The sequence below is a fragment of the Paenarthrobacter sp. NPDC089714 genome (assembly GCF_044748905.1).
GTDB lineage: Bacteria > Actinomycetota > Actinomycetes > Actinomycetales > Micrococcaceae > Arthrobacter.
Genome location: NZ_JBIVGX010000001.1, coordinates 73,397 through 95,200, shown reverse-complemented (window position 1 = coordinate 95,200; position 21,804 = coordinate 73,397). Strand labels below are relative to the sequence as shown.

The following is a 21,804-nucleotide window of genomic DNA, read 5'->3' as shown; positions in this document are numbered from 1 at the left end:
AGAGAGAAGGGAAACTACTTGCCCGTACCGGCGGTGAGCCCGTCCTGCAGGGCACGCTGCCCGAACATGAACACCACCAGCGCGGGAATCATGGAGAGGACAACGCCGGCCAGGACCACGGAGATGCTTCCGGTGCCGAGGTTGCCTTGGAGGGAGACCAGGCCCAGGGGCAGGGTGAAGTTCTGCTCCGAGATGGTCATGATGAGTGGCCTGAAGAACTCGTTCCAGTGGAAGTTGAACGCCAGGATGCCCACGATTGCCAGGCCGGGCATGGCCAGCGGCGCATACACGGAACGGAAGGTCCGCCAGGGCGAGGCGCCGTCGATCGCGGCCGCTTCAGCGAGCTCACCCGGGAGCCCCATGAAGTACTGCCGCATCAGGAAGGTGCCGAACGCCGTCGGGATGGCCGGGAGGATCAACGCGAGCAGCGTGTCGGAGAGTCCAACGCCGCGGATGAGCATGAACACGGGAACGATCGTCACCTGGGCCGGCACCATCATGGTGGCCAGCACGATCGAGAAGAGCGCTCCACGGCCGCGGAACTTCAGGTGCGCAAAGGCGTAACCGGCCAAAGCTGCGGTGATCATCTGGCCCACGGCGATCAGGCCGGTCACCAGGGCACTGTTCACCACCAGTCCAATGATGTTGAGTTGCTTGAACACTTGGCCGTAGGAGGTGAAGTCCGGGTTCAGCGGCAGGAACGACGGCGGCAGTTTGAACGATTCCGATGGCGGTCGCAGCGAGGTGGACAACGTCCAGAGAACCGGCCCCAGGACAAAGACGGCGGCGATCAGCAGGGCCACAACCCGGGCGGCCACTGACCAGTCGCGCTTCTTCCGCGTTACTACGGGTGCCGTGGTTTTCACACGGTCAGAAATGGTGGTCATGGCGGGCCTTACTGGTAGAAGACGAATCGTTTGCTGAGCCGGAACTGCAGGGCCGTGATGGCCATGATGATGAGCGTCAGGATCACGCCGATCGCGGAGGCCTGCCCGAATTCGAGGCGTTGGAAGGCTGACTCGAAGATCACCATGACGGCGGTTCTGGTGGAGTCGCCCGGGCCGCCGCGGGTGAGCACGTAGGGCTGGTCGAACACTTGGAGTGCGTTGATGATGGCCATGACGGAGGCCACCAGCGTGGTGGGGCTCAGGAGCGGCAGCGTGACGTACCAATGCTTGCGCCATCCGGTGGCACCGTCGATCGACGCGGCCTCGTAGGTTTCCACTGGAATGGAGGCCAGGCCACCAATGAACAGCAGGAACGAGAACCCGAAGTTCTGCCACACATACACAAGAATCACGACGGCGGCAGACCCGGTTGGCGTGGTCAGCCACGGTACCGCTGGGATGCCGACCAGGGACAGCAGCCAATTCACCACGCCGAACTGCTCGTTGAAGAGGTAGCGCATGAAGATGGATACCGAGGCAGCGGACAGGATCAGCGGAAAGAAGAAGGCGGACCGGAAGAACACCCTGAGCCAGGCGGGGAGCTTCTCCTGGACCATGATGGCCAGGCCCAGTGCCAGGCCGAGCTGGAGTGCCACAGCCACAATGACGAAGACGATGGTGTTCAGGAACGACACCCGGACCGTGGGATCCTGGACCACTTCGGCAAAGTTATCGAAACCCACGAACGTCGGCGCCGAGATGATGTCCCAGCGGAAGAACGCAAGGGCCACGGACGCAACGATTGGCAACAGGGTGAAGATGCCCATGCCCACGATGGTGGGGGCCAGGAACGCCCACGGAAGCCAACGCTGTTGGACGCGGCCGCGCCTGGACGCCGGACCACCCTTGTGGGACGGAGCACGGCCGGTGCCCGCCGGGGTACGGGTGACGGTACTCATGGCTGCCTCCTCAGGGCCAGTTCGAGGTCACGCTGCATGGAGTTGAGCGCATCTTTGAGTTGGCGTTCGTCGCCGCTGACGGCAAGGGACACGTTCTTCATGAGCGCGGTTTCGACGGCGGCCTGCTGGGGAGGCGCCGGGATGGGCCCTGTGGTGGGGAACCTGTCCAGGGTGTCGTAGAAGACCTTCCAATGGCGTGGGCCGGTCCCCGCGTAGAGCTGGTCGTTCACCATGGAACGCCGCGCGGGTGTGGTGTTCGGCGTGGGGAAAACGATCTGCATGGCCTCGAGGCTGGAGCTGAACTTCACCCATTCCCAGGCGGCGTCCTTGTCCTTGGCGGTCTTCATGATCGCGTACCCGGCGGTGCCGAACTGGTGACGCTGGGTCCGCCACTTGGGGAAGAACTGCACGTCGAACGCATCCTCAGTCATCCCCGCCTCATGGAGGCCCTGCACCCAATAGCCGCCGGCCGGCGTCGTACCTATCCGGTTGGAGGCGAAGAGGCCGATCAGCGAACTGCCGCCGCCTTCCTCGGGGCGTACGCCCAGCCCGTCCTTGACCAGTCCGCGGAGGTAGTCGAAGGATTCGAAGACGCGGGGATCGTCCGCGTTGGGTTCCAGCCACTGGTACCCACCGGAGCGGAGGCTGCGGGAGGGGTGGTTGGCGTAGAAGCCGTCCCACAGCCATTCGCCGCCGCCGGACTTGGTTTCCTTGAGGAAGCTGGTGTCATTCGCGTAGAGCCACGGCACAACTCCACCGAAGAGGCGGTTGGTCCAGTAGTAGGGCGTGAAGTCCTTGGGGTTGGCCTTCTTCATCGCGGCCAGAGTGGCGCGGAAGTCCGTGTGCGTCCAGTTGTCGGCTGGCCGCTCCAGGCCTGCCTGCCGCAGAGACGTGGCATTGTAATACATGTTGGCGGCGTTCCAGTCGATGGGGAGCTGGAACAGGCTGCCTTTGTACATGAACGCTTCCACCAGGCTCGGATGGACGTCCTGGAAGTACTCCTTCATGTCCTCCGCGTCCCGGCGAAGGTACTCGTCCAACGGATGGGCAAGTTTCTCGGCGAAGAGCTGGGCGCCCTCGGTGGCCACGTAGACCACGTCCGGCGGCGTGCCTGCTGCCACCATGGTGAGGATCTTGGTGAAGAAGTCCTTCCAGTCCACGGCCTGGATGGCCTGGACCTTCACTTTGATTTCGGGGTGGACCTTGGCAAAGGCGTCCACTACCTTTTGGCGGGCTGCGGCGTCTGCGGCGGTGCCCATGATGGCGATGCTGAGGCTGTTGTCTCCCCGGCCTGGAATGTCTGTTCCGGTCAGTCGCGGCCACGACGCCGCCGTTACTCCGACGATCCCAGCACCGAGGGCTGTAAGGGCGGTTCTGCGTGTGAATTGACGCAAAGCCCCGTTGGTTCCCGGCATTGTAGATTTCCTTCCCTAACACGTGTTAGGAACACTAGACCTGTCGCCTAACACGTGTCAAGCGTCACAGGAATGTTGCGTGGATCTCACTTTCGGGACTCGCGGGCACAGCGGACTCACATGAGGCATCCAGCGAATTGTGGCAGGGTAGAGAGAATGAGTTCCCAGCAATTCCGCGTCAGCGGGAGGTCGAGCAAACGGCCACGTCAGGAGCGCCCAGCAGGCGCCGGCACGGGCTTTTTGTTTTGCCTCATCACCCTCGCCTGCATGGTTGGCCTGGCTGCGACGTACTATTTCTTCGTCCGCACCACCGCCGGCCAGTTCATTGACGAGTCAGCCCTTGTTGAAGCCACCGAACTCAGCGGCACGGCAGGCAAAGCCTCCACGGGATTCCTGGACGTCCTGCCCGTCACCTCCTTGATCATCGCCACGCTCGTGGTGCTGTTCGTGACCATTGCGCGCCGACGCTGGACAGCCGCGGGCATCGCCGTCGTCGCTTGCGTCGCCGCCAACATCGCCACGCAAGTCCTCAAACTCCTCATCCCGGACCGTCCGGACCGCGGCGTCCAGACGCTGGAGATGAACTCGCTCCCGTCCGGCCACACCACCCTGGCAGCGTCCGCGGCGGCCGCAGTGTTCCTGATGGTTTCGCCGCGCTGGCGGCCCCTCGCAGGGTTCCTGGGGAGTACCTTCGCCGTCGCCACAGGTGTGTCCACGCTCATCAACCAATGGCACCGACCTGCCGACGTGGTGGCCGCCTTCCTCGTCGTCGGCATCGTGATGCTCCCTGCCGGATGGCTGATTCTGCGCTCCGGCAACAGCTGGAACGTGTGGCGCGGCTACGGCGAGCACTGGGCCTCGTCCAGGCTATGGGCCTTCCTCACACTCGCTGCCTTGCTGGCGGCCGGCGCCGTGGCTGCCTACTCCCTGCTCCAGGTGATGCCGGGCCTCAGCGCGGACAGCACTACCGACTACTTCTGGGCCGGAACCGCCTTCATAGTGATCGCCGGATACCTCTCCGCCTTGGGCGGGATGTGGCTCTTCGGACTGGCGGCCAGGAAGCGTTAACGCACGACGCCGGGTGGCCGGCTTGCGGGTGCGGGCGCGCGGATTTCCGCTTTTCTCCAACGTCTGTAAAGATTTGTCCCGACACCGAACTTTCCGGGCGTCAGGCTGCCCTTTGGTGGGCTCGTTATTGGGGAAACATTGCCACGAAAATTGTTCTGCGAAATCTCGCCGTTGACCTACCGTCTCTCGGTTCAGCGAATGATCGTCACACGAAAAGCCAGGGACTTCTTCTCCCCCACAGCCTTCGCCAAACGGCAACCTCATCAAGTCCTTCCCGAGCTCGTCTACCGCCACAACTCGCTGATCCGGCGCAAGCTCGGAAACGTCGACCTGCACCTTCAGGAGAACAAGGCCGTCAGCCTGGGAATCGCAGCACCGCTGGTCAACTCTGTGGTCATCCGGCCCGGCGAGACTTTCTCTTTCTGGAAGCTGGTGGGCAGTTGCACGGAAGCCAAGGGCTACCGCGAAGGCCTGGTCATAAACCACGGACGGCCCGACTCGGGCATCGGCGGCGGACTGTGCCAGTTCACGAACCTTCTTCATTGGATGGTCCTGCACAGCGAACTTACCGTGGTGGAACACCACCATCATGGCGACCTGGACCTCTTCCCGGACTTCAACCGCCAGATCCCCTTCGGTTCAGGCACATCGATCATCTACAACTACCTGGACTACAGGGTCCGCAACGACACCGACCAGGCCTACCAATTCCTCGTCAGCACCACTGACGAACACCTGCGTGGTGAACTCCGGGCAGAACGTATCCCCGACAAAAAATTCCACATCCGCGAAGAAGACGCGTACTTCCACGAAGCGAACGGCAAGGTCTACCGGCACAACAAAGTGGTTCGCCTGACCCGCGACAAGCGGACGGGACTTGTGACCTCCAAGGAACAGATCATCGAGAACAACGCCTTGGTGGCCTACGAGCGCTCGCTCATCAACGCCCCCATCCTCACAGCGGCCCCGACACCGGAAAGCGACGACGTCCTCGTCGCGGCCACAGCCTGACAGGCACCCCGAGCCCCCGAATCAATCGTTACAACTCCCCATAGCGGGCAGTCTCCTCTTCAACTACTATTAATCCATTCGTTGTATTAATGGTCAGGAGAGACCCATGCCTTCAGCCCAGACCGGCCGTGGCGCAACCCGCTTGGCAGCGGTCCCCGTTTCACGGGACCTCGTGGTGGACTTCATCCGCGTCGCCTGCATGTTTGCCGTGGTTGCCGTTCACCTGCTCATGATGGGCATCAGCGTAGGCCCCGCCGGCATCGGCGTGGAGAATCCCCTGACGTCGTTGAGTTGGTTTGCGCAAGGAACCTGGTTTGGACAGGTCATGCCCCTGTTCTTCGTCGTTGGCGGCTTCGCATCCCTCACGTCGTGGCGTAGCCTGCAGCGGAAGGGCGGGGACGCGGGCGACTATCTCCGCACCCGGGTGCTTCGTTTGGTCCGGCCAACGGTCGCCCTGTACGCCTTCCTCGCCTTGGCGCTCTGGATTGCGACGGCGGCGGGCGTCCCGGGCGACTTGCTGAAAGTTATCGCCGCGGGTGCTGGAGTACAGCTCTGGTTCCTTGCCGCGTATCTGATCTGCCAGGCGATGGTCCCGACGATGGCGCGATTCCACAAGGTTGCGCCGCACCGAACCGTCGCCGCATTGGTGACGGGCGCCGTCGTCGTCGATGTCCTGCGACTCGGGCTGGAACGCAACCCGTGGGGCTTCGATTCGAACCCGATCGGGCTGCTGAACATGGTGTTCGTGTGGGGATTGCTGCAGCAGTTGGGGTTCTTCTATGCGGACGGCTTCTTTGATCGGTTTGCGCGGTGGAAGCTGATTGCGTCGGCAGTTGCGTGCTACTTCGCCTTGGTGGCACTCACGCAGCACGGACTGTACCCAGTGGACATGCTGACGAACCAGAATCCTCCGATGTTCCCGTTGATACTGGTTGGCTTGGCGCACGTTCTGCTGGTGAAGGCTGCGTACCCTTGGCTGCAGCGCGTGGTTCAGCAGGGCTGGGTCCAGAAGGTCATGTTTGTTGTGGGGAGCCGGGCCATGACCATCTACTTGTGGCATTTGCCGCTGATCATCGCGATGTTCGGGCTGGCCCTTGTACTGCGGCTTCCCTTCCCCGAACCAGCGAGCACCGAGTGGTGGCTGAGCCGTCCAGCCTTCTACGTGGCAGCTTGGGCCCTGGTGCTGTTGGTATCCGCACCCCTCGTCCGCCTTGAACTCGCCAGCACCGCACTGGCACCTGGGGCTTCCCGTCCGGCCATGTGGCGCATTGGCCTCGCCACGGCGCTGGCGATCATTCCGCCGTTCGTCGTGATGCGGAGTGCCCTGGATGTTTGGAATGCGTCGTGGGGGTTGGTGTTGATGGTCGTGGCTGTTGCGCTGGTGAGTGGGCGGCGCACAGCCGACCGCAAATGGAAGACGCCAGTAGGGCGATGACGTCAGGGCCAAGGACCCAATCCATCAAATGCTGCGCAAACTAGTGCCTGCGAGGGACGTTCCGTCGGACATCTTCCGCCTGCGCTTCATCGAGCACCCATCGCTGATATTTGGGATGACTCGGATACTTCAAACGAAGGTAGTTTCTGACAACCAGTCCGGGGCGGTCCTCCTCCGTATAGCCCAATTCGCGGGCAAGTTGAACAGGTGTGTAAGTAGCCATAGACAGAGCTTATGCTCCCTTCGTCCCTGGTTACGCCAGGCCCGGTATTTCGGGCCGGCTGCCAACACTAGTAGTTCCGCCGATGCTTCAGTCTCGGAATGGCAATGGCGAACCCTAACGCGGCTGCGAAGCCCAGCACGCCGGTCGCCCATACGCCCGCGGCCAGCGAGATCGCAGCCGTCAGACCGGACAACAAGACAGGGCCGCCGGTCGCTCCGGAGTCCGCAATGAACCGCCAGATCCCCAGGAAGTGGCTGCGGCCATTGTCCGGCGAGAAATCCGCACCCAACGTCATGATCAGGCCGGAGCTGATGCCATTACCAAAGCCGATCAATAGCGCTGCCAGGAGCAATGACATGAAGCCGCCGGTGAACGGAATCAGCACCAAGGCAATGCCCATGATCAACGTGGAGGGAACGGCCACCCATTGCCGGCCTTTCCGATCCATCAGCTTGCCCGCCGGATAGAACACCAGCATGTCTATCGCTCCGGACAAGCCATAGATCAGCGAGGCGTGGGTCGCGTCCATGCCCAGATGGTCCGCCCACAGCGGGATAACCACTTGGCGGGATGCCCGCAACGCGCTCAGCAGAAGGATGCCGAAGCCAACCGACAAGAACACACCCGCGTGGGAGGCCGCTACCTGTCGCAGCGTGGAAGCAGCAGGTGCCGCACCGCCGTCGGAGGTGTCCGGCGCAACCAGATCCGGAATGGTGAGCGACAGCGCAGCAGCCGCCATCATCCCCACGAAACCCACCCAGTAAGCACCACTGATCCCAGCGAACTGCATGACGCCAGCGCCAATGAATGGGCCAATGAAGATACCGATTCTGGTCACACCGCCGAGCGTCGAAAGCGCCCGGGCTCTATAGATTACTGGTACTGCCTCTGTGAGGTACTTCTGCCGTGCCAGGTTGAACACGCTCGAGCTCATGCCAACCACTGTCATCGCCGCAGCCAGCAGCCAAATGCCGTGCTCCCACTGCGGTGCGAACGCTGCGGCTCCGAGCGCCAGGGCACCGGCCGCACCAGCTCCGACGATCGCCCAGCGCTCACCAAACTTAATGGTGATGATCGACGCGGGAATGTTGAAGAGCCACGATCCCAGACCGATCAGCGTGACGATCAACGCCGAAACCGCCACAGACGCCCCGAGGTCGCGCGCCGAGAGGGCTATGACCGGCAGGACCGCCCCTTCACCGATACAAAACAGCAATGCCGGACCGAAGGCCGGGAGGGCAATGCTGCGGAGGCTGAAGTTTTGGTCTGCTTGGGTGCTTGTCATCCCTTTCATCCTAGGACCGCCTAAGCGGTCTCCCCGGCTGTTGTTGCGGTTCCGGAGAACGGACCGCAACAACAGCCGGGTTGCACCTCGTTTCTAGCTGCGGGTTGCAACTGCCTTGCGTCGACTGCTGGCCGCAAGGACCAGACCCAGGAGGACCAGTCCGACTGCCCAGAGCAGGAAGCTCTGATTCAGTCCCGTACTTGCCAGGGCTGCTGAGCTGTTGACCGTGGCAGCAGCTCCCGCTGCCATCGCGCTCTGGGTGCCGCTCATGGCAACTTCGACGCCGCCGGACTGGTTAGCACTGAATCCGGCAGTCGCTCCGCCTGTGCTTGGTCCACCGGTCATGGGAGGGCTTACCACCGGCGGGTTCACTACAGGAGGGTTCACAACCGGCGGGTTCACTACAGGAGGGTTCACAACCGGAGGATTCACCACCGGAGGATTCACCACCGGCGGGTTCACAACCGGAGGATTCACCACCGGCGGGTTCACAACCGGAGGGGTAACCGTGCCCACGGAACCTCCGCCGATGCCGACGGAAGTCGAACCGATCGTGACCGGAGCTGCAATAGGAATGATCAATTGAGTTCCGGAGAGAACTCCTCCCTCGCCGGACGTCGCTCCGCCAGTGGGTGTGCCTGTAGGACCGGTGCCCGTGGAAGTACCGGGAGTCGTGGCGACGGAATCACCGAACACACCGGCCGAAACAGCACCTACATTCACCGGAGCCGTAATCGGAGCAACAACCTGGGTACCAGACGCAACACCATCCGAACCCGAAGTACCAGCAACCGGAGCCGCAGCACCCGAACCGCCAGGAGCAGTGCCCGCTGTCGAGCCCGTCGCCGCCGAATCACCAAGCACACCGCCGGACACGGCACCCACATTCACCGGAGCCGTAATCGGAGCAACAACCTGGGTTCCCGACGCGACACCGTCAGAACCACTCGTGCTGGCACCGGCCGGCGGACCAGCAACGGGACCACCAGCGGAAGACCCACCCGTCGCCGCCGCCGAATCACCAAGCACACCGCCGGACACGGCACCAACATTCACCGGGGCCGTAATCGGAGCAACAACCTGGGTACCGGACGCAACACCATCCGATCCCGAAGTACCAGCAGCCGGAGCCGCAGCACCCGAACCGGTGGCAGCGGGAGCCGCGGAAGTGGAGGTCGAATCTCCCCCAATTCCCGCGGCAGTGGCTCCGATGTTAACAGGGACCGAAATCGGAGCCACTACCTGAGCGCCGGATGCGATACTGTCTCCCCCCGACGTTGTTGCCTGCGCGGGCTGTTGGGCCGGCGCAGTCGTCATTGCAGCTGGTGCGGATGACGCCGATGAGTCCCCCAACAGACCCGCCGATGTGGAACCGACAGTCACGGGGACTGTCACCGGTGCAACTACTTGGGTACCGGACGCTGCTCCGCCCGACCCACTGGTATTTGCCGCAGGAGCTGCCGGTGAAGGTGCAGCCGGTGCGGCAGAATTGGCTGGGCCCGTCGCAGTGGAGCCCCCCAGCAGACCCACTGAGGACGAGCCCAGGTTTATCGGCGCCGAAACCGGTGCGACTACTTGCGTTCCGGACCCGACGGCGTTTGAGCCGCTGGTACCGGAGGTAGTCGGCCGAGCTGCGGCCGGGGTGGCCGCGGGCGCCGTTGAACTTGCGGCAGAGTCTCCCAAGACGCCCAGCGATGTGGAGCCGAGGGTGACTGGTGCTGTTACTGGTGCCACCACTTGCGTCCCGGACAACAGTCCGTCCTTACCGCTGGTGGTGTCTGCGGCATTGGCCGCCGTCGCGCCGAGGGCGAGCAGCCCACCGGCAAAGCATGTGCCGAGAAGGCACTTGCGTACTGTCGAATTCATGATGATCTTCTCCTGAAGGTCTTGTTCCCAGTGACGTCCGGGGTACGGAGCGTCCAATGACCGTCTGCCGCAGATGGTGTTGCGGCGAGGTTGGGAAATTAATCAGGAGATGAGCCGGGATCGAATGAAACCGGCTTTGGATGTTGTTCAGTGCTGACCGATGCGAGGCCAGAGATGGAGCCTGAAGGAATGTCTACTTCGCCGCCCAAGTAGGCAGCCGCGGGGCTAGGAGGACCGTTCTGTGAGCTTCCGGATCCGCTTCCGGTCGAATTCAGCGGGGCGCCCTCTGGGTCACCCGGAAGTTCGAGGGGAATCTCGTCATCCGTGTTGGTGGTGGTACCCGCACCGGTGCCCACGGTGCGGCCTGGTTGAGCCGCGTTCAGTTGCAAAAGCCTGGAAGGCAGAAACGCGGAAGTAACCTCCGCAGCAGTCCTGGATTCTTTTGCCTTCTCCACCGACGCAGCAGGAGTGGCGGCTTCAGGCAAGCTCACGACGGCGGATGGCGGCAGGGTGCCGGTGTCCGGTTTTGTCGGGACTACGGGGCTTCCTCCCCCTGGCAGTGATGGCACTGCCAGGCCGGGCCCTGCTACGGGAGGCACCGCTCCGTTCACCGGAGGAAGGAGGGGGTCGACGATATCGACGATTGGCTGCACGATCGGCTTGGTGATGTCTGTGACAGGTTCCAAGGCGACGGGCTTGATAGCTTCGTTCACCGGTGGGACTACCGTCTCGACTGTGTGGTCTACAGTTTCGGCAACGGGCGTCGCGACAGCGTCCACAACTTTGCCCACGGTGCCGCTTGGAACGACTGGGACTGTGGAAACCACCTTGTCAGTGGAGGCCGCAACTTGCTGGATAACCAGTGTAACCGTCGGAACATCCACCCTGACGATCGGTGCGGGCACGATCGCTTTGACTGGCGCAGGAAGCGGCACCTCCGGCAAAGGAATCTGAACAGTGGCGGCGGGAGCCTTCGGCGCCACGACCTTCGTAACGGTGGCTCGGGTTTCCTCAACCGCCTCAGATGCAGCACCAAGGGTCTTGCTGGTCTGGGCCGTCAGCGATCCGGTAGTCGACGAAACGGAACTTGTTATTCCACCAAGCAACGAGTGGTTGTCCTGGTTGCCGGAATCTGCAGTGGCGGCGGCCGCCGAGAGCGCCATCCAAACTGCGGTGCCGGCCCCTGCGATCATGACGGAGCGGAGAATCCGAGTAGCGCGCGGAAACACCCGTGTGGCCTTCATCTCGACACCCCCCAGGTAGTCGCAAACCGATGGTCGCTTTCATCCTAGGACTGGCCTGACGCAATAGTCCATGGTTTGGAGGGGTCGAGATGAACTTTCTATAAGGACCCTTTGTTTTATGAGGGGTAGAAGCCAGTCTTCTCGGGTCCAAAGTCCGGCACACCCAGGGACGCGCCCGCAGTCTTTCCCTGCTGCGCCTGCGTCTCCTGTAGCCGCTTGATGAACCAGCGCGACTGCTCCGGCCCATAAGGCAGCACGGGAATGGCCTTCGTGGCGTCCGCCGGCATATCGCGGATGGACTGCGTGGCCTGCCGGACGGCTGTGGTCATGGTGTTCGCCATGGTTTTGACGAATTCGTCGCTTGCAGGTTTGCCATGGCCGGGAACAAGGTGCTCGTACCGGTGGCGCAGCGCTGAGATGTGGCGGAGAACGTCCGCCCACTCTTCGGGGTACGAATCCTCGAAGGAAGGGTGTGCACCCTGTTCAACCAGGTCACCAACGAACAGCGTGGAGTTGGTACCCACAAGAAGGTCACCGTCCGTGTGCGCACGGCCCAAGTAGAACAAGGTGGCGGTGACGCCGCCCAGGTCCACGAGAACGGGCTGATCGCGCACAATGGCATTTGGGACTACGATTTCGACGGCGTCGCCTTCCCCCGCTGCCATCTCTGGTTCGTTGGTGGTAACGAAGCGACGCTGCAGGTCACCGTCTTTCTCGATGGTTTCTGCGCAGTTGGCGTGCGCCCAAAACTCCGTCACGCCGTCGTCCGCAAAAACAGCGTTTCCGAAGAAGTGGTCGTAGTGAGCGTGGGTGTTCACCACCACCAGCGGAAGCTGGGTTTTCTCGCGGACGGCAGCGAGGATCTCGCGGCCTTGGCGCGGACCGCACCCAGTGTCGATAACCATGGCGAGCTCAGTGCCCACTACAAGTCCGGTGTTGAGTAAGGAACCCTCGGTTTCAAGGACGTAGTGGTCCGGACCAAGTTCTAGCCATGCTGACAATGAGTTCTCCGTATCCAGTGCAATCCGGCGATGTTCAGGCCTCGATTCTACCCACGGAAAGCTGGGAGGCAGCGGAACGGATGGTGTGGCGCTGCTGCTGGTGTGTACAGAAACGTGTGGCCCGGAAGTTGTAGATTCCGGGCCACACGTTCAGGCTGCACTGATCCAGCGGTAACTGATTAGCTGTGCTTGGAGGCTGCCCTCCTGCGCGTGATCATCATCAGCACGATGCCGAATATCAGGAGCGACGCCGCAGCTGCCGCATACGGAGCCAAATGCGATCCCGTGTTGGCGAGATCACCGCCGGGAGCATCCGTTTCGGGAGCGCCTGCGTTTGGTGTGCCGGTTGCTGGTGCATCCGCGGACGGGACAGCGGCCGTTGGCACACCTGTAGTGGGTGCACTAGTTACAGTCGCAGTCGTGGTGGGTGCATCCGAAACCGGAGCACTTGGCGAAGGCTCATCACCGGCGGGATCACCGCTTGCCGGACCGCCTGTTGGGGGCAGCACGACGACAGGAGTGTCTGGGACGGGCGTCTTCGACGGTTCGGGCGAATCTGAAGGGGTCGGGGTCTCCGACGGGCTCGGGGTTTCCGACGGGGTCGGCGTCTCCGACGGGCTCGGCGTCTCCGACGGAGTTTCCGACGGGCTCGGGGTTTCCGACGGGCTCGGGGTCTCCGACGGGGTCGGGGTCTCCGACGGGGTCGGCGTCTCCGACGGGCTCGGCGTCTCCGACGGACTTTCCGACGGGCTCGGCGTCTCCGACGGAGTTTCCGACGGGCTCGGCGTCTCCGACGGACTTTCCGACGGGCTCGGCGTCTCCGACGGACTTTCCGACGGGCTCGGCGTCTCCGACGGACTTTCCGACGGGCTCGGCGTCTCCGACGGGCTCGGCGTCTCCGACGGAGTTTCCGACGGGCTCGGGGTCTCCGACGGGCTCGGCGTCTCCGACGGAGTTTCCGACGGGCTCGGGGTCTCCGACGGGGTCGGCGTCTCCGAAGGAGTCGGGGTCTCCGACGGGCTCGGCGTCTCCGACGGGCTCGGGGTCTCCGAAGGGCTCGGCGTCTCCGACGGAGTTTCCGACGGGGTCGGGGTCTCCGACGGGGTCGGCGTCTCCGACGGGCTCGGCGTTTCCGAAGGAGTCGGCGTTACGGGGGCGCTGTACTCAATCTCGGCCGATGCCGTGAGGGTGCGGGATTCGGTGGGCGTGAATACCGCGAAAACCTGGCAGAGCGCTTCGCCATTGTGATACCAGTTCAGGCTGTCTTCCGTGGCCGGAACGACGGATGCCGAAACGCTGACCGTACCGGCATCAGCACGTGTGCTGCAGAGGTCAACGTCGACAGTGCTCCCCGGTGTTGCGGGGCTGTTGACAGTGAGCAGGCCGTTCTGATGTGTCGCGTCCAGCTCACCGGCGCACAGGTCAACACTGCCATTTGTGACGTTGAGGTCGATGGCCGTGCCCACCACGTTCGTGGTCAGCTTGAGCTGAGCCTGCTGTCCGGCGGCCTGCGACTGGGAAGCCGGGGTGATGCTCATGGTCGGAACATAGGCCTGCTTCAGGAAATCAAAGGACGTGTCGATCAGATCCGGGCTAAGTCCGCCGTTCTTGCAGGCCTGCTGCTCGTCCGGGTACAAAGTGTCGTAGTCCTTGATGCACCATGCGAGTTCCTGGAGATGCCACCGCTGATCGGTGTTCATTTCCGCCGTAACGAAGGCGTTGGTGCTTCCGTCGTTGTACTGATATCCGTTTTGCACAACGTAAGCGAAGACGCGACGCTGAAAGTCGGTCATGTTGGCGTTCTTGTCAGGGCTTTCGCTCAGGGCACCCATGCCGAAGCACGAATACAGTTCGTGATCGGTGCAGAACATCCAAGCGCTGACCGCCCCACCACCCGCTGGACCTCCCTCGGCCTCGGTGGCATAGCGAACACCGCAGAACGGGGGAAGATCGTAGCCTTCGCCGGGTGCATCTCCGTATATGTCGTAGAGTTCAACAACCAAGCCTTGGTTGTAACTGTCCAAGTTTGTACCAGACATAGTGGTATTCGGGTTGGATGTGTGTTCGGTCTGCCCGGGGCACACAGGTGCATCGAAAACTGACGCGGCCACCGGCGGCGAAGCCGCAGCGGCGGGTGTCGGAACTGCCAACTGGGTCGCAAACACCCCCGCGGCAAGCATGGTGGTCGCAGCCAAGGCCGCGGCGATTCTTCTAAGCATGATTTCCTTCAGTCGATTACTTGGTACGCCAACCGGACAAGGCTCAACGGGAGTCCTCCTGAAGGGCTACGCCGTGCGGAGGACCGCCCTTGTGGGCAGCTTGACCAAGGAAATCGTCTGTATAGGCAAAGGATCGTGGCGCAAAAATCCAGAAGAGTGACGTAGATCAAATGAAGAGGCCACGATCTCTCGATCGTGGCCTCTTCATGGATGTGTCCGGACAAAGCGTGATTAGCGGTAATCGCTAACCGGGCCCTGTGAACTCGGTTACAAGATGATGCTCATGACGTTCCAGCCGGACCCCACTTGCCGGGCGGGGAGGAATCCTCCAGAACCATTGCCTGGGTACAAGACCAGGCCTCCGGCCCCGTTGCGGGCAAGGATGTCCACTGGACCATCACCGTCAAAGTCACCTGGACCCTCGATCGCAGTCATGCCGCCCCAGCCCCAACCGATCTGCTTCGCTGCCAGCCAGCCGCCTTGTCCGTTGCCCGGATACAGCATCAGCCCTCCAGACGAGTTCCGTGCCAGAACATCGGCTTTGCCGTCACCGTCGAAGTCACCAGTTCCGTCAATGGCCGTCATGACGTTCCAGCCGGACCCGATTTGCTTGGCCGCGAGCCAACCACCGGTTCCGTTCCCCGGGTACAGCCACAAGACGCCGTTGCCATCACGGGCTATGACGTCGGCTTTGCCGTCCCCATTGAAATCACCCGGAGTCTCGATCGCGGTCATGACATTCCAGCCCGAACCGATCTGCTTGGCTGCAAGCCAGCCACCCGTCCCATTACCCGGGTACAACCAGAGCACGCCCTTGCTGTCGCGGGCAATGACGTCGGCTTTGCCGTCCCCATTGAAGTCGCCAACGGATTCGATGGCCGTCATCACGTTCCAGCCAGAACCGACCTGCTTGGCGGCAAGCCACCCACCTGAACCATTGCCGGGGTACAGCCAAAGCACGCCGTTGGTGTCACGCGCCAGGAGGTCGGACTTACCGTCCCCGTTGAAGTCCGTGATCTTGATCCGGGTGGACTTGAACGTGTAGCTCCATTTGGTGGTTGCCCCCGCGGCCAAGACGTAGTCCTTGCCGGCCCGGGCCGTAACCGTCACCGTTCCGGTAGCCGGGTATGTTCCGGCGTCAACTACAACGCCGCCAACCAAGTACTCAACACCCTTCACAGCCGGCACCTGGAACGTGTCCTTTGAGGTCCCATCAAAATCACGGAAGACCACAGGGGACGGTGCCACAGGCAGGTTGCCTCCATAGGCGATCAGCGCTGCCGTGGCATCGACCAATCCGGCACCGCATCCTGCCGCGCATCCTCCCGGAAGCTGCCTGGAGGTGTCCTTCAATTGCTGCTCCAACGTATCGGGACTCAGCGAACTTCCTTCAGCGGCGAACAAGAGGGCCGCCAACCCGGAAACGTGCGGAGCGGCCATGGATGTTCCCTGCGCGAACGCATACGCGGGCTCAGCCGGAGCGGTGGTTCCCGTGTTGAAAGTGGACAGCACACCGTTAATCGGATCAGTTCTCATGTCGCCACCGGGGGCTGTGACATCCACGGTGCTGCCGTAATTGGAGTAATAGGCGCGGGCGCCTGCCTGGTTGCTGGCGGCAACCGTAATGACGTTCTGGCAGTTTGCCGGGCTGACATTGGCTGCAGGTTCGTTGGAGTTTCCAGCGGCCACCACCACCGCAGCGCCAGCATTGTGGGCGAAGTTGATAGCGTTCTGGTACGTGGCGGAGCAGGCCTTGACTCCGCCGAGGCTCAGGTTGATGACCTTGGCGGGGTTAGGGTTGACCGGAACTCCGCTCACCACGCCGCCGGCAGCCCAGATGATTGAATCGGCAATGTCGGACGTGTAGCCACCGCAGAAGGTCATAGCCCTGACGGGGAGGATCTTCGCTCCAGGGGCGACGCCGCTGACGCCGCGAGCGTTGTTACCGACCGCGGCGATGGTGCCAGCCACGTGGGTGCCGTGCCAAGACGAATTTTCAGCGGGACTTCCCACGGCGCATTCACCAGCAGGTGCCCAGTCCCCCATGTCGGTCGGATCGGGATCCCGGCCGTCGCCATCGCGGCCATCCACTGCAGTAGAGATCATGTCGTAGCCGGGGAGGACATTGGCGTCCAGGTCAGGGTGCCGTGTAATGCCGGTGTCCACAACCGCCACTACCACGCCCTCACCGTGGGTGTAGTCCCAGGCAAAAGGCATACGCATGCCAGCCTGGCTCTCCCACAAATCCCACTGCTCGTTGAAATAGGTGTCATTCGGAGTGACGGCGATGTGCATCACAGCGTCAGGCTCGACGTAGGCGATGTTCGCGTCCAGGCGCAATGATTGCGCGAACTTCTCGGCATCGGCTGCAGAAAGCGCCTCGTCGAGCTTGACCACATGCCCGCCTGTAGCCGTGTCGCGGATAGTCTTTGCCGCGAACCCAAGCTTTGAGGCTGCTTTGTCGGCTGCGTCTTCCACCACCGCCTGGGCGGCCTGGACCTGATTGTCCTTGAGACCGACGATGAACTGGTCAGTGCCGGATTCGGGCGTCGGAAGCAGAGCTTGTGGCGCACTGGGAAGTATGTTCCCGTCATCGGCCAGGGCTGGCTGGACGGCAAGCCCACCACCGATGAGTACAGCGGCTGTGGCGATGCCCACGAACCGTAACGATTGCTGCGCATATTTCTTGACCATGATTCGGTATCCCCCGGGAAAGCGCGAACGAACCATGGCGGGGTCGATCGCGGGCAACTGGAGACCACCAGCTGACCCCCACGAGATTCTAAACCGAGACTTGACTTGCGTTACAAGCGTCAACTGTTTATGACGAGTCGGTGGACCAAACATCTGAGTCCCGGTCAGCACCCGTGGGATGAAGGCCGGGGCTATCAACTGCCGGGCGATCCTCAATTCCCCGCGGGGAACTCGTACGCATTCACGTTGAGCTCGTCGGCATCCGCCTCACCGATAAGCCGAATAGCCTCCTTCTCGACCTCTTTACGCTCCGGAGCATTTGGCTGGGCTTGCGTTGTCATGCGGTGATTCCTCTGTTCTCTTCAGAGCGGATTTGGTCCAATGAAATCTCACATCGTTCGGCGTTCGAGTGGATCCTGGGTTCCGCATGCCAATCGTTGCCTTCACAGACTGGCCAAATCACGCTCCGAATTCCGCCCCTCCAATGGGAGTCGTGGGGGCAACTTGCGCACTGCAATGGCCGCAAGCCCGGTATTACCGTGGCTATCTTCTGTTGGCGCTTCAGCCCCTGAACGTAGGCAGACCAGGCTTCCGGCGTGTGCAATAAATTGTCCTACGCCATTGCACAGATTGTCCTAGGAACAGAAGAGCCCCTGACTATCCACGGATAATCAGGGGCCTTGCCCGCGAATACGGCTGCTTGAGGATGCACGTTCAGCAGCCGGTGCGGGCCAGTTACATATCCGCGAGCGCGCCACCCGGATTCTCAATGCAGTCCGCCACATACCGTAGGAATCCAGCTGCCGTTTCACCGTCGCAAACCCGGTGGTCGAAGGCCAACGTCAGCTCGGTGACCTTGCGCACGGCCAGCTCACCGTTCACCACCCAGGGCTTATCGATGATGCGGCCCACACCCAGCATCGCCACCTCTGGGTAGTTGATAATCGCCGCTGAGCCGTCCACGCCGAACACGCCGTAGTTATTCAGTGTGAAGGTGCCCGATCCCAGTTCGGCGGGGGTCGCCTTGCCATCGCGCGCGACTGAGGTCAGCCGCCGAATTTCTGCGTCGAGTTCGCGGGCGCTCAGCTGATGGGCATTGCGTACCGACGGAACCACCAGACCACGGTCTGTTTGCGCGGCAAAGCCGAGGTTGATTCCGTCGAAGCCCACGATCTCCTGCGAACCGTCGGCCACCGTTTCGAAGCGCGTATTGAGTGCCGGATATTTTTTTAACCCAGCAGTGATAAAACGGGCAATGAAGGCCAGGAGCCCGGGAGTATCGTGTGGCGCGCGCTTTTTCAGTTCGGCCCGCATTTCCAGCAAAGCTGTTGCGTCAACATCCACCCATACAGTGGCTTCCGGGATCTCCGACCGGCTCTTGGCCATGTTCGCAGCGACTGCTTTGCGGACGCCACGCACCGGCGTGCGCAGTGATACAGCCAGCCCGGTCCGGGAATCGACATCGCCCTCCACAGCGGGCTGGGCCTCCGGCGCTCGGGTCGGCGCGGGCGCGGCAGGAGCCTCGGGCGTGGCAATAGCCGCTTCCACGTCCTTGCGCATGATCAGGCCGCTGGTCCCCGAACCCTCAATGGAGTCCAAGGAGACGCCATGATCCCGGGCCATCTTCCGCACGAGCGGCGAGATGACGGCGCTGAGCTTTCCGGGGATCCTCGTGCCGGCCAAAGCGGGTTCCAGCGGAGCCTCCTGAACAACTGAGTCGACGACGGCGACACTCCCCTTCCGCGGTCGCGTCCGGCCAGCGGTCGCTCCGCCAGGGGTCCCGTAGCCGATGAGGACGTTGCCGGAGCCAGCCTTCTCCTCTGTCCGGTAGGTTTCGGCGGCCGCCGAGACCTCGGGCGAAGCCGCCACACCAGTCGACACTGCGTCTTCGACAGCGGCAGGAGCCTCGGGCGCAACCGGAGCGGCACCCACGCGAGCGATCGAGATCAGCGGCTTGCCGACGTCGAGCGTTTCACCAGCCTGGCCGTGCAGTTCTGCGACCGTGCCCGCATAAGGCGATGGCACCTCCACCATGGACTTGGCCGTCTCAACTTCGGCGATAGGTTGATCGACTTTGATTTCATCGCCGACGGCGACGAGCCAGTTCACGAGTTCGGCCTCGGTGAGGCCTTCCCCCAGGTCCGGCAGAAGGAATACCTGCATATCTGAACTCATGGTCAGTCCTCCCACTGAAGGTCGTCGACGGCGTCGAGGATACGGTCGACGCTGGGCAAGTAGTAGTGCTCCAACTTTGGAGACGGGAACGGTACGTCGAAGCCTGTGACCCGGCGGATCGGAGCTGCCAGGTAATGGAAGGCACGCTCTTGGACCCGGGCAACGATTTCGGAGGACACAGACGCAAAGCCATGCGCTTCGGCAATCACGACGGCGCGTCCCGTCTTGCGCACTGACGCGCAGACGGTTTCGTCGTCGAAGGGGACGATGGTGCGGACGTCGATGACCTCGAGGGAACGGCCTTCTTCGGCGGCAGCCGCTGCGGCTGCGAGCGCGGTAGGCACGGACGGGCCGTAGGCGATGAGCGTCGCATCCGTCCCGGGACGCGCGACGGCGGCGCGGCCCTCAGTGGAGGTGCCGGCGGTGTGCTCTGCGCGCAACGCGGCCAGGTCCACCTGGTCCTTCGACCAGTAAAGCTTCTTGGGTTCCATGAACATGACCGGGTCATCGGAGTCGATGGCCTCCCGGAGCATGCGGTAGCCATCGGCAACTGTCGCGGGGGTATAGACCTTCAGGCCGGCGGTGTGGGCATAGTACGACTCAGAGGAATCGCAATGGTGCTCCACTCCCCCAATTCCGCCGGCGTAGGGAACACGGATAACCATGGGCATTTTGAGCTTGCCCTTGGTGCGATTGTGCATCTTGGCCACGTGGCTGACGATCTGCTCGAAGGCCGGGTAGGCGAAGGCGTCAAACTGCATCTCGATTACCGGACGCATTCCGTTGATGGCCATGCCAACGGCCATTCCCACGATGCCGGACTCGGCGAGTGGAGTATCAAAGCAGCGCTGTTCGCCGAACTCGGCCATGAGTCCGTCAGTGATGCGGAAGACGCCGCCGAGCATGCCGACGTCTTCGCCGAAGACCAGCACCGAGTCATCTGCCCGCATGGCATCTGACATTGCCGTGTTCAGTGCCTTGGCCATGGTGATGGACTGGGGCCCCGTGGCTTCAGCGGTTGCTGCGGCCGAAGCAGCAGCACTGGCCGTGGCGGCGCTGACGTTGCCGTTAACGGAAGTGGTGACGGTCATTTTGCGCCTTCCTCACGTGCGAGTTCGCCGGCAAGCAATTCGGACTGCTCTTTCAACTGCGGGGTCTGCTTGGCGAAGACGTACTTGAACAGGTTCTGCGGTTCCACAGGAACGTCCTCGCCAAGCCCTTCCCTGAGCTGGGTGGCAACGGCTTCAGCGTGGTCGGCGATCTTCGCGTTGGATTCTTCGCTCAAGAGGCCCTTGTCCGTGAGATACGCCTTCATGCGGGTCAGCGGATCCTTCGCCTGCCATTCGGCGACTTCGCTGTCCGGGCGGTATCTGGTGGCGTCGTCGGCGTTGGTGTGGGCCTGCATCCGGTAGGTATGAGCCTCGATCAGCAGGGGACCCGAACCTTCCCGGGCAAGTTTGACGGCACGGTCCATGACAGCGAGCAGGGCTACAAGATCGTTGCCATCAACGCGCTCCCCTGCCATTCCATAGCCAACAGCCTTGTGCGCGAGGGATGGCGCCACCGACTGGTGGCTGAGCGGTACGGAGATTGCGTACTTGTTGTTCTGCACAAAAAAGATGACAGGCAGGTGGAAGACAGCTGCGAAGTTGAGGGCCTCGTGAAAGTCACCTTCGCTGGTGGCACCGTCACCGCACATGGCCATGACCACCGTGTCTTCGCCGCGGAGCTTCGCAGCGTGGGCAACGCCGACAGCGTGCAACAACTGTGTAGTCAACGGTGTGCACTGGATGCCTACATTGTGCTCCTTGGGGTCATAGCCGCCATGCCAGTCCCCGCGGAAGATGGTCATTACCTCAACAGGGTCAACGCCCCTGGTCATAACAGCTACGGCGTCTCGATACGTCGGGAAAAGCCAGTCCCCTTCACTAAGGCACATGGCCGCCGCGACCTGGCACGCTTCCTGGCCGTGGCTTGACGGATAGACGGCCATGCGGCCCTGCCGGACCAACGCGGAGTTCTGGTCATTGACGCGCCGCCCGATGACGAGTCGCTCGTAGGCTTTCAGAAGTTCCGCGTCACCTGGCGTCGGGTATTCATGGCCCGGTTCGGTGCCTTGCATCTCCTTCGAGCGGAGGGTGCCGTCCGGGTTCACCATCTGGATCTGGTGACGGGCGGGCAGCATGTAGTCCTCCACGCTGATGCCGAATTTTCTCCGAACGTCAGCAGCCTGGTCCTCCGCTGCCGTTTCCGGCGCAGAGTGGTCTGCATGGATCGTCATTGGTCCGTCCTTCTCTAGCCACTATGTGCTTCCAGTATCGT

At 62.4% G+C, this 21,804-nt stretch carries 18 protein-coding genes; 5 read left to right on the top strand and 13 right to left on the bottom strand.

The window, feature by feature from the left end; genetic code table 11:
- Nucleotides 1-14: 14 nt before the first annotated feature.
- Genes ACIPY3_RS00395 through ACIPY3_RS00385 form a run of 3 tightly spaced genes read right to left on the bottom strand, consistent with a single transcriptional unit; the run spans nucleotide 15 to nucleotide 3,261 of the window.
- Nucleotides 15-887 carry a carbohydrate ABC transporter permease gene (locus ACIPY3_RS00395; RefSeq protein WP_400328691.1) on the bottom strand — a complete coding sequence of 291 codons (873 nt, stop codon included), beginning with the start codon at nucleotides 885-887 and terminating at the stop codon, nucleotides 15-17.
- A gap of 8 nt (nucleotides 888-895) precedes the next feature.
- Nucleotides 896-1,846, bottom strand: coding sequence for a carbohydrate ABC transporter permease (locus ACIPY3_RS00390; protein WP_400328688.1), 951 nt, complete (start codon nucleotides 1,844-1,846; stop codon nucleotides 896-898).
- Entirely contained in the window at nucleotides 1,843-3,261 is a 1,419-nt protein-coding gene (locus ACIPY3_RS00385; RefSeq protein WP_400328685.1) for an extracellular solute-binding protein, read from the bottom strand. The genes ACIPY3_RS00390 and ACIPY3_RS00385 overlap by 4 nt, the downstream gene beginning before the upstream one ends.
- 54 nt (nucleotides 3,262-3,315) lie before the next feature.
- Here ACIPY3_RS00385 and ACIPY3_RS00380 point away from each other — a divergent pair, with 54 nt between their 5' ends.
- From ACIPY3_RS00380 to ACIPY3_RS00370, 3 genes are all read left to right on the top strand, one after another.
- Nucleotides 3,316-4,329: a phosphatase PAP2 family protein gene (locus ACIPY3_RS00380; protein WP_400328682.1), complete on the top strand. Its 1,014-nt coding sequence runs from the start codon at nucleotides 3,316-3,318 to the stop codon at nucleotides 4,327-4,329.
- 198 nt (nucleotides 4,330-4,527) lie between these two features.
- Entirely contained in the window at nucleotides 4,528-5,340 is an 813-nt protein-coding gene (locus ACIPY3_RS00375; protein ID WP_400328679.1) for a VanW family protein, read from the top strand.
- Between the two features lie 106 nt (nucleotides 5,341-5,446).
- Entirely contained in the window at nucleotides 5,447-6,775 is a 1,329-nt protein-coding gene (locus ACIPY3_RS00370) for an acyltransferase (protein ID WP_400328676.1), read from the top strand.
- A gap of 290 nt (nucleotides 6,776-7,065) precedes the next feature.
- Here the strand turns inward: ACIPY3_RS00370 and ACIPY3_RS00365 are convergent, their stop codons facing one another.
- From ACIPY3_RS00365 to ACIPY3_RS00345, 5 genes are all read right to left on the bottom strand, one after another.
- Nucleotides 7,066-8,283, bottom strand: a complete 1,218-nt coding sequence (locus ACIPY3_RS00365) for an MFS transporter (protein WP_400328673.1) — start codon at nucleotides 8,281-8,283, stop codon at nucleotides 7,066-7,068.
- Between the two features lie 93 nt (nucleotides 8,284-8,376).
- The gene (locus ACIPY3_RS00360; protein ID WP_400328670.1) at nucleotides 8,377-10,149 is read right to left on the bottom strand and encodes a cell wall anchor protein; all 1,773 of its coding nucleotides are present in this window, start codon (nucleotides 10,147-10,149) and stop codon (nucleotides 8,377-8,379) included.
- Nucleotides 10,150-10,247: 98 nt separating this feature from the next.
- Nucleotides 10,248-11,342, bottom strand: a complete 1,095-nt coding sequence (locus ACIPY3_RS00355; protein WP_400328667.1) for a hypothetical protein — start codon at nucleotides 11,340-11,342, stop codon at nucleotides 10,248-10,250.
- Between the two features lie 167 nt (nucleotides 11,343-11,509).
- A complete protein-coding gene (locus ACIPY3_RS00350; protein WP_400328664.1) occupies nucleotides 11,510-12,394 on the bottom strand; it encodes an MBL fold metallo-hydrolase in 885 nt (294 codons plus the stop codon).
- A gap of 179 nt (nucleotides 12,395-12,573) precedes the next feature.
- Nucleotides 12,574-12,780, bottom strand: coding sequence for a hypothetical protein (locus ACIPY3_RS00345; RefSeq protein ID WP_400328661.1), 207 nt, complete (start codon nucleotides 12,778-12,780; stop codon nucleotides 12,574-12,576).
- A 34-nt stretch (nucleotides 12,781-12,814) separates the two neighbouring features.
- Between ACIPY3_RS00345 and ACIPY3_RS00340 the strand changes: the two genes are divergently transcribed.
- The gene (locus ACIPY3_RS00340; RefSeq protein WP_400328658.1) at nucleotides 12,815-13,642 is read left to right on the top strand and encodes a hypothetical protein; all 828 of its coding nucleotides are present in this window, start codon (nucleotides 12,815-12,817) and stop codon (nucleotides 13,640-13,642) included.
- 143 nt (nucleotides 13,643-13,785) lie between these two features.
- Nucleotides 13,786-14,496 (top strand): hypothetical protein, encoded by a 711-nt coding sequence (locus ACIPY3_RS00335; RefSeq protein ID WP_400328655.1) that lies wholly within the window; start codon nucleotides 13,786-13,788, stop codon nucleotides 14,494-14,496.
- A gap of 384 nt (nucleotides 14,497-14,880) precedes the next feature.
- Here the strand turns inward: ACIPY3_RS00335 and ACIPY3_RS00330 are convergent, their stop codons facing one another.
- From ACIPY3_RS00330 to pdhA, 5 genes are all read right to left on the bottom strand, one after another.
- Complete coding sequence (locus ACIPY3_RS00330; RefSeq protein ID WP_400328652.1) at nucleotides 14,881-17,307, bottom strand: S8 family serine peptidase; 2,427 nt, start codon at nucleotides 17,305-17,307, stop codon at nucleotides 14,881-14,883.
- Between the two features lie 212 nt (nucleotides 17,308-17,519).
- Nucleotides 17,520-17,648: a hypothetical protein gene (locus tag ACIPY3_RS00325; protein WP_400328649.1), complete on the bottom strand. Its 129-nt coding sequence runs from the start codon at nucleotides 17,646-17,648 to the stop codon at nucleotides 17,520-17,522.
- Nucleotides 17,649-18,042: 394 nt separating this feature from the next.
- Nucleotides 18,043-19,482, bottom strand: a complete 1,440-nt coding sequence (locus ACIPY3_RS00320) for a dihydrolipoamide acetyltransferase family protein (protein WP_400328646.1) — start codon at nucleotides 19,480-19,482, stop codon at nucleotides 18,043-18,045.
- A gap of 2 nt (nucleotides 19,483-19,484) precedes the next feature.
- Entirely contained in the window at nucleotides 19,485-20,573 is a 1,089-nt protein-coding gene (locus tag ACIPY3_RS00315) for an alpha-ketoacid dehydrogenase subunit beta (RefSeq protein ID WP_400328643.1), read from the bottom strand.
- A complete protein-coding gene (gene pdhA / locus ACIPY3_RS00310) occupies nucleotides 20,570-21,763 on the bottom strand; it encodes a pyruvate dehydrogenase (acetyl-transferring) E1 component subunit alpha (protein ID WP_400328640.1) in 1,194 nt (397 codons plus the stop codon). The genes ACIPY3_RS00315 and pdhA overlap by 4 nt, the downstream gene beginning before the upstream one ends.
- Nucleotides 21,764-21,804 lie beyond the last annotated feature (41 nt).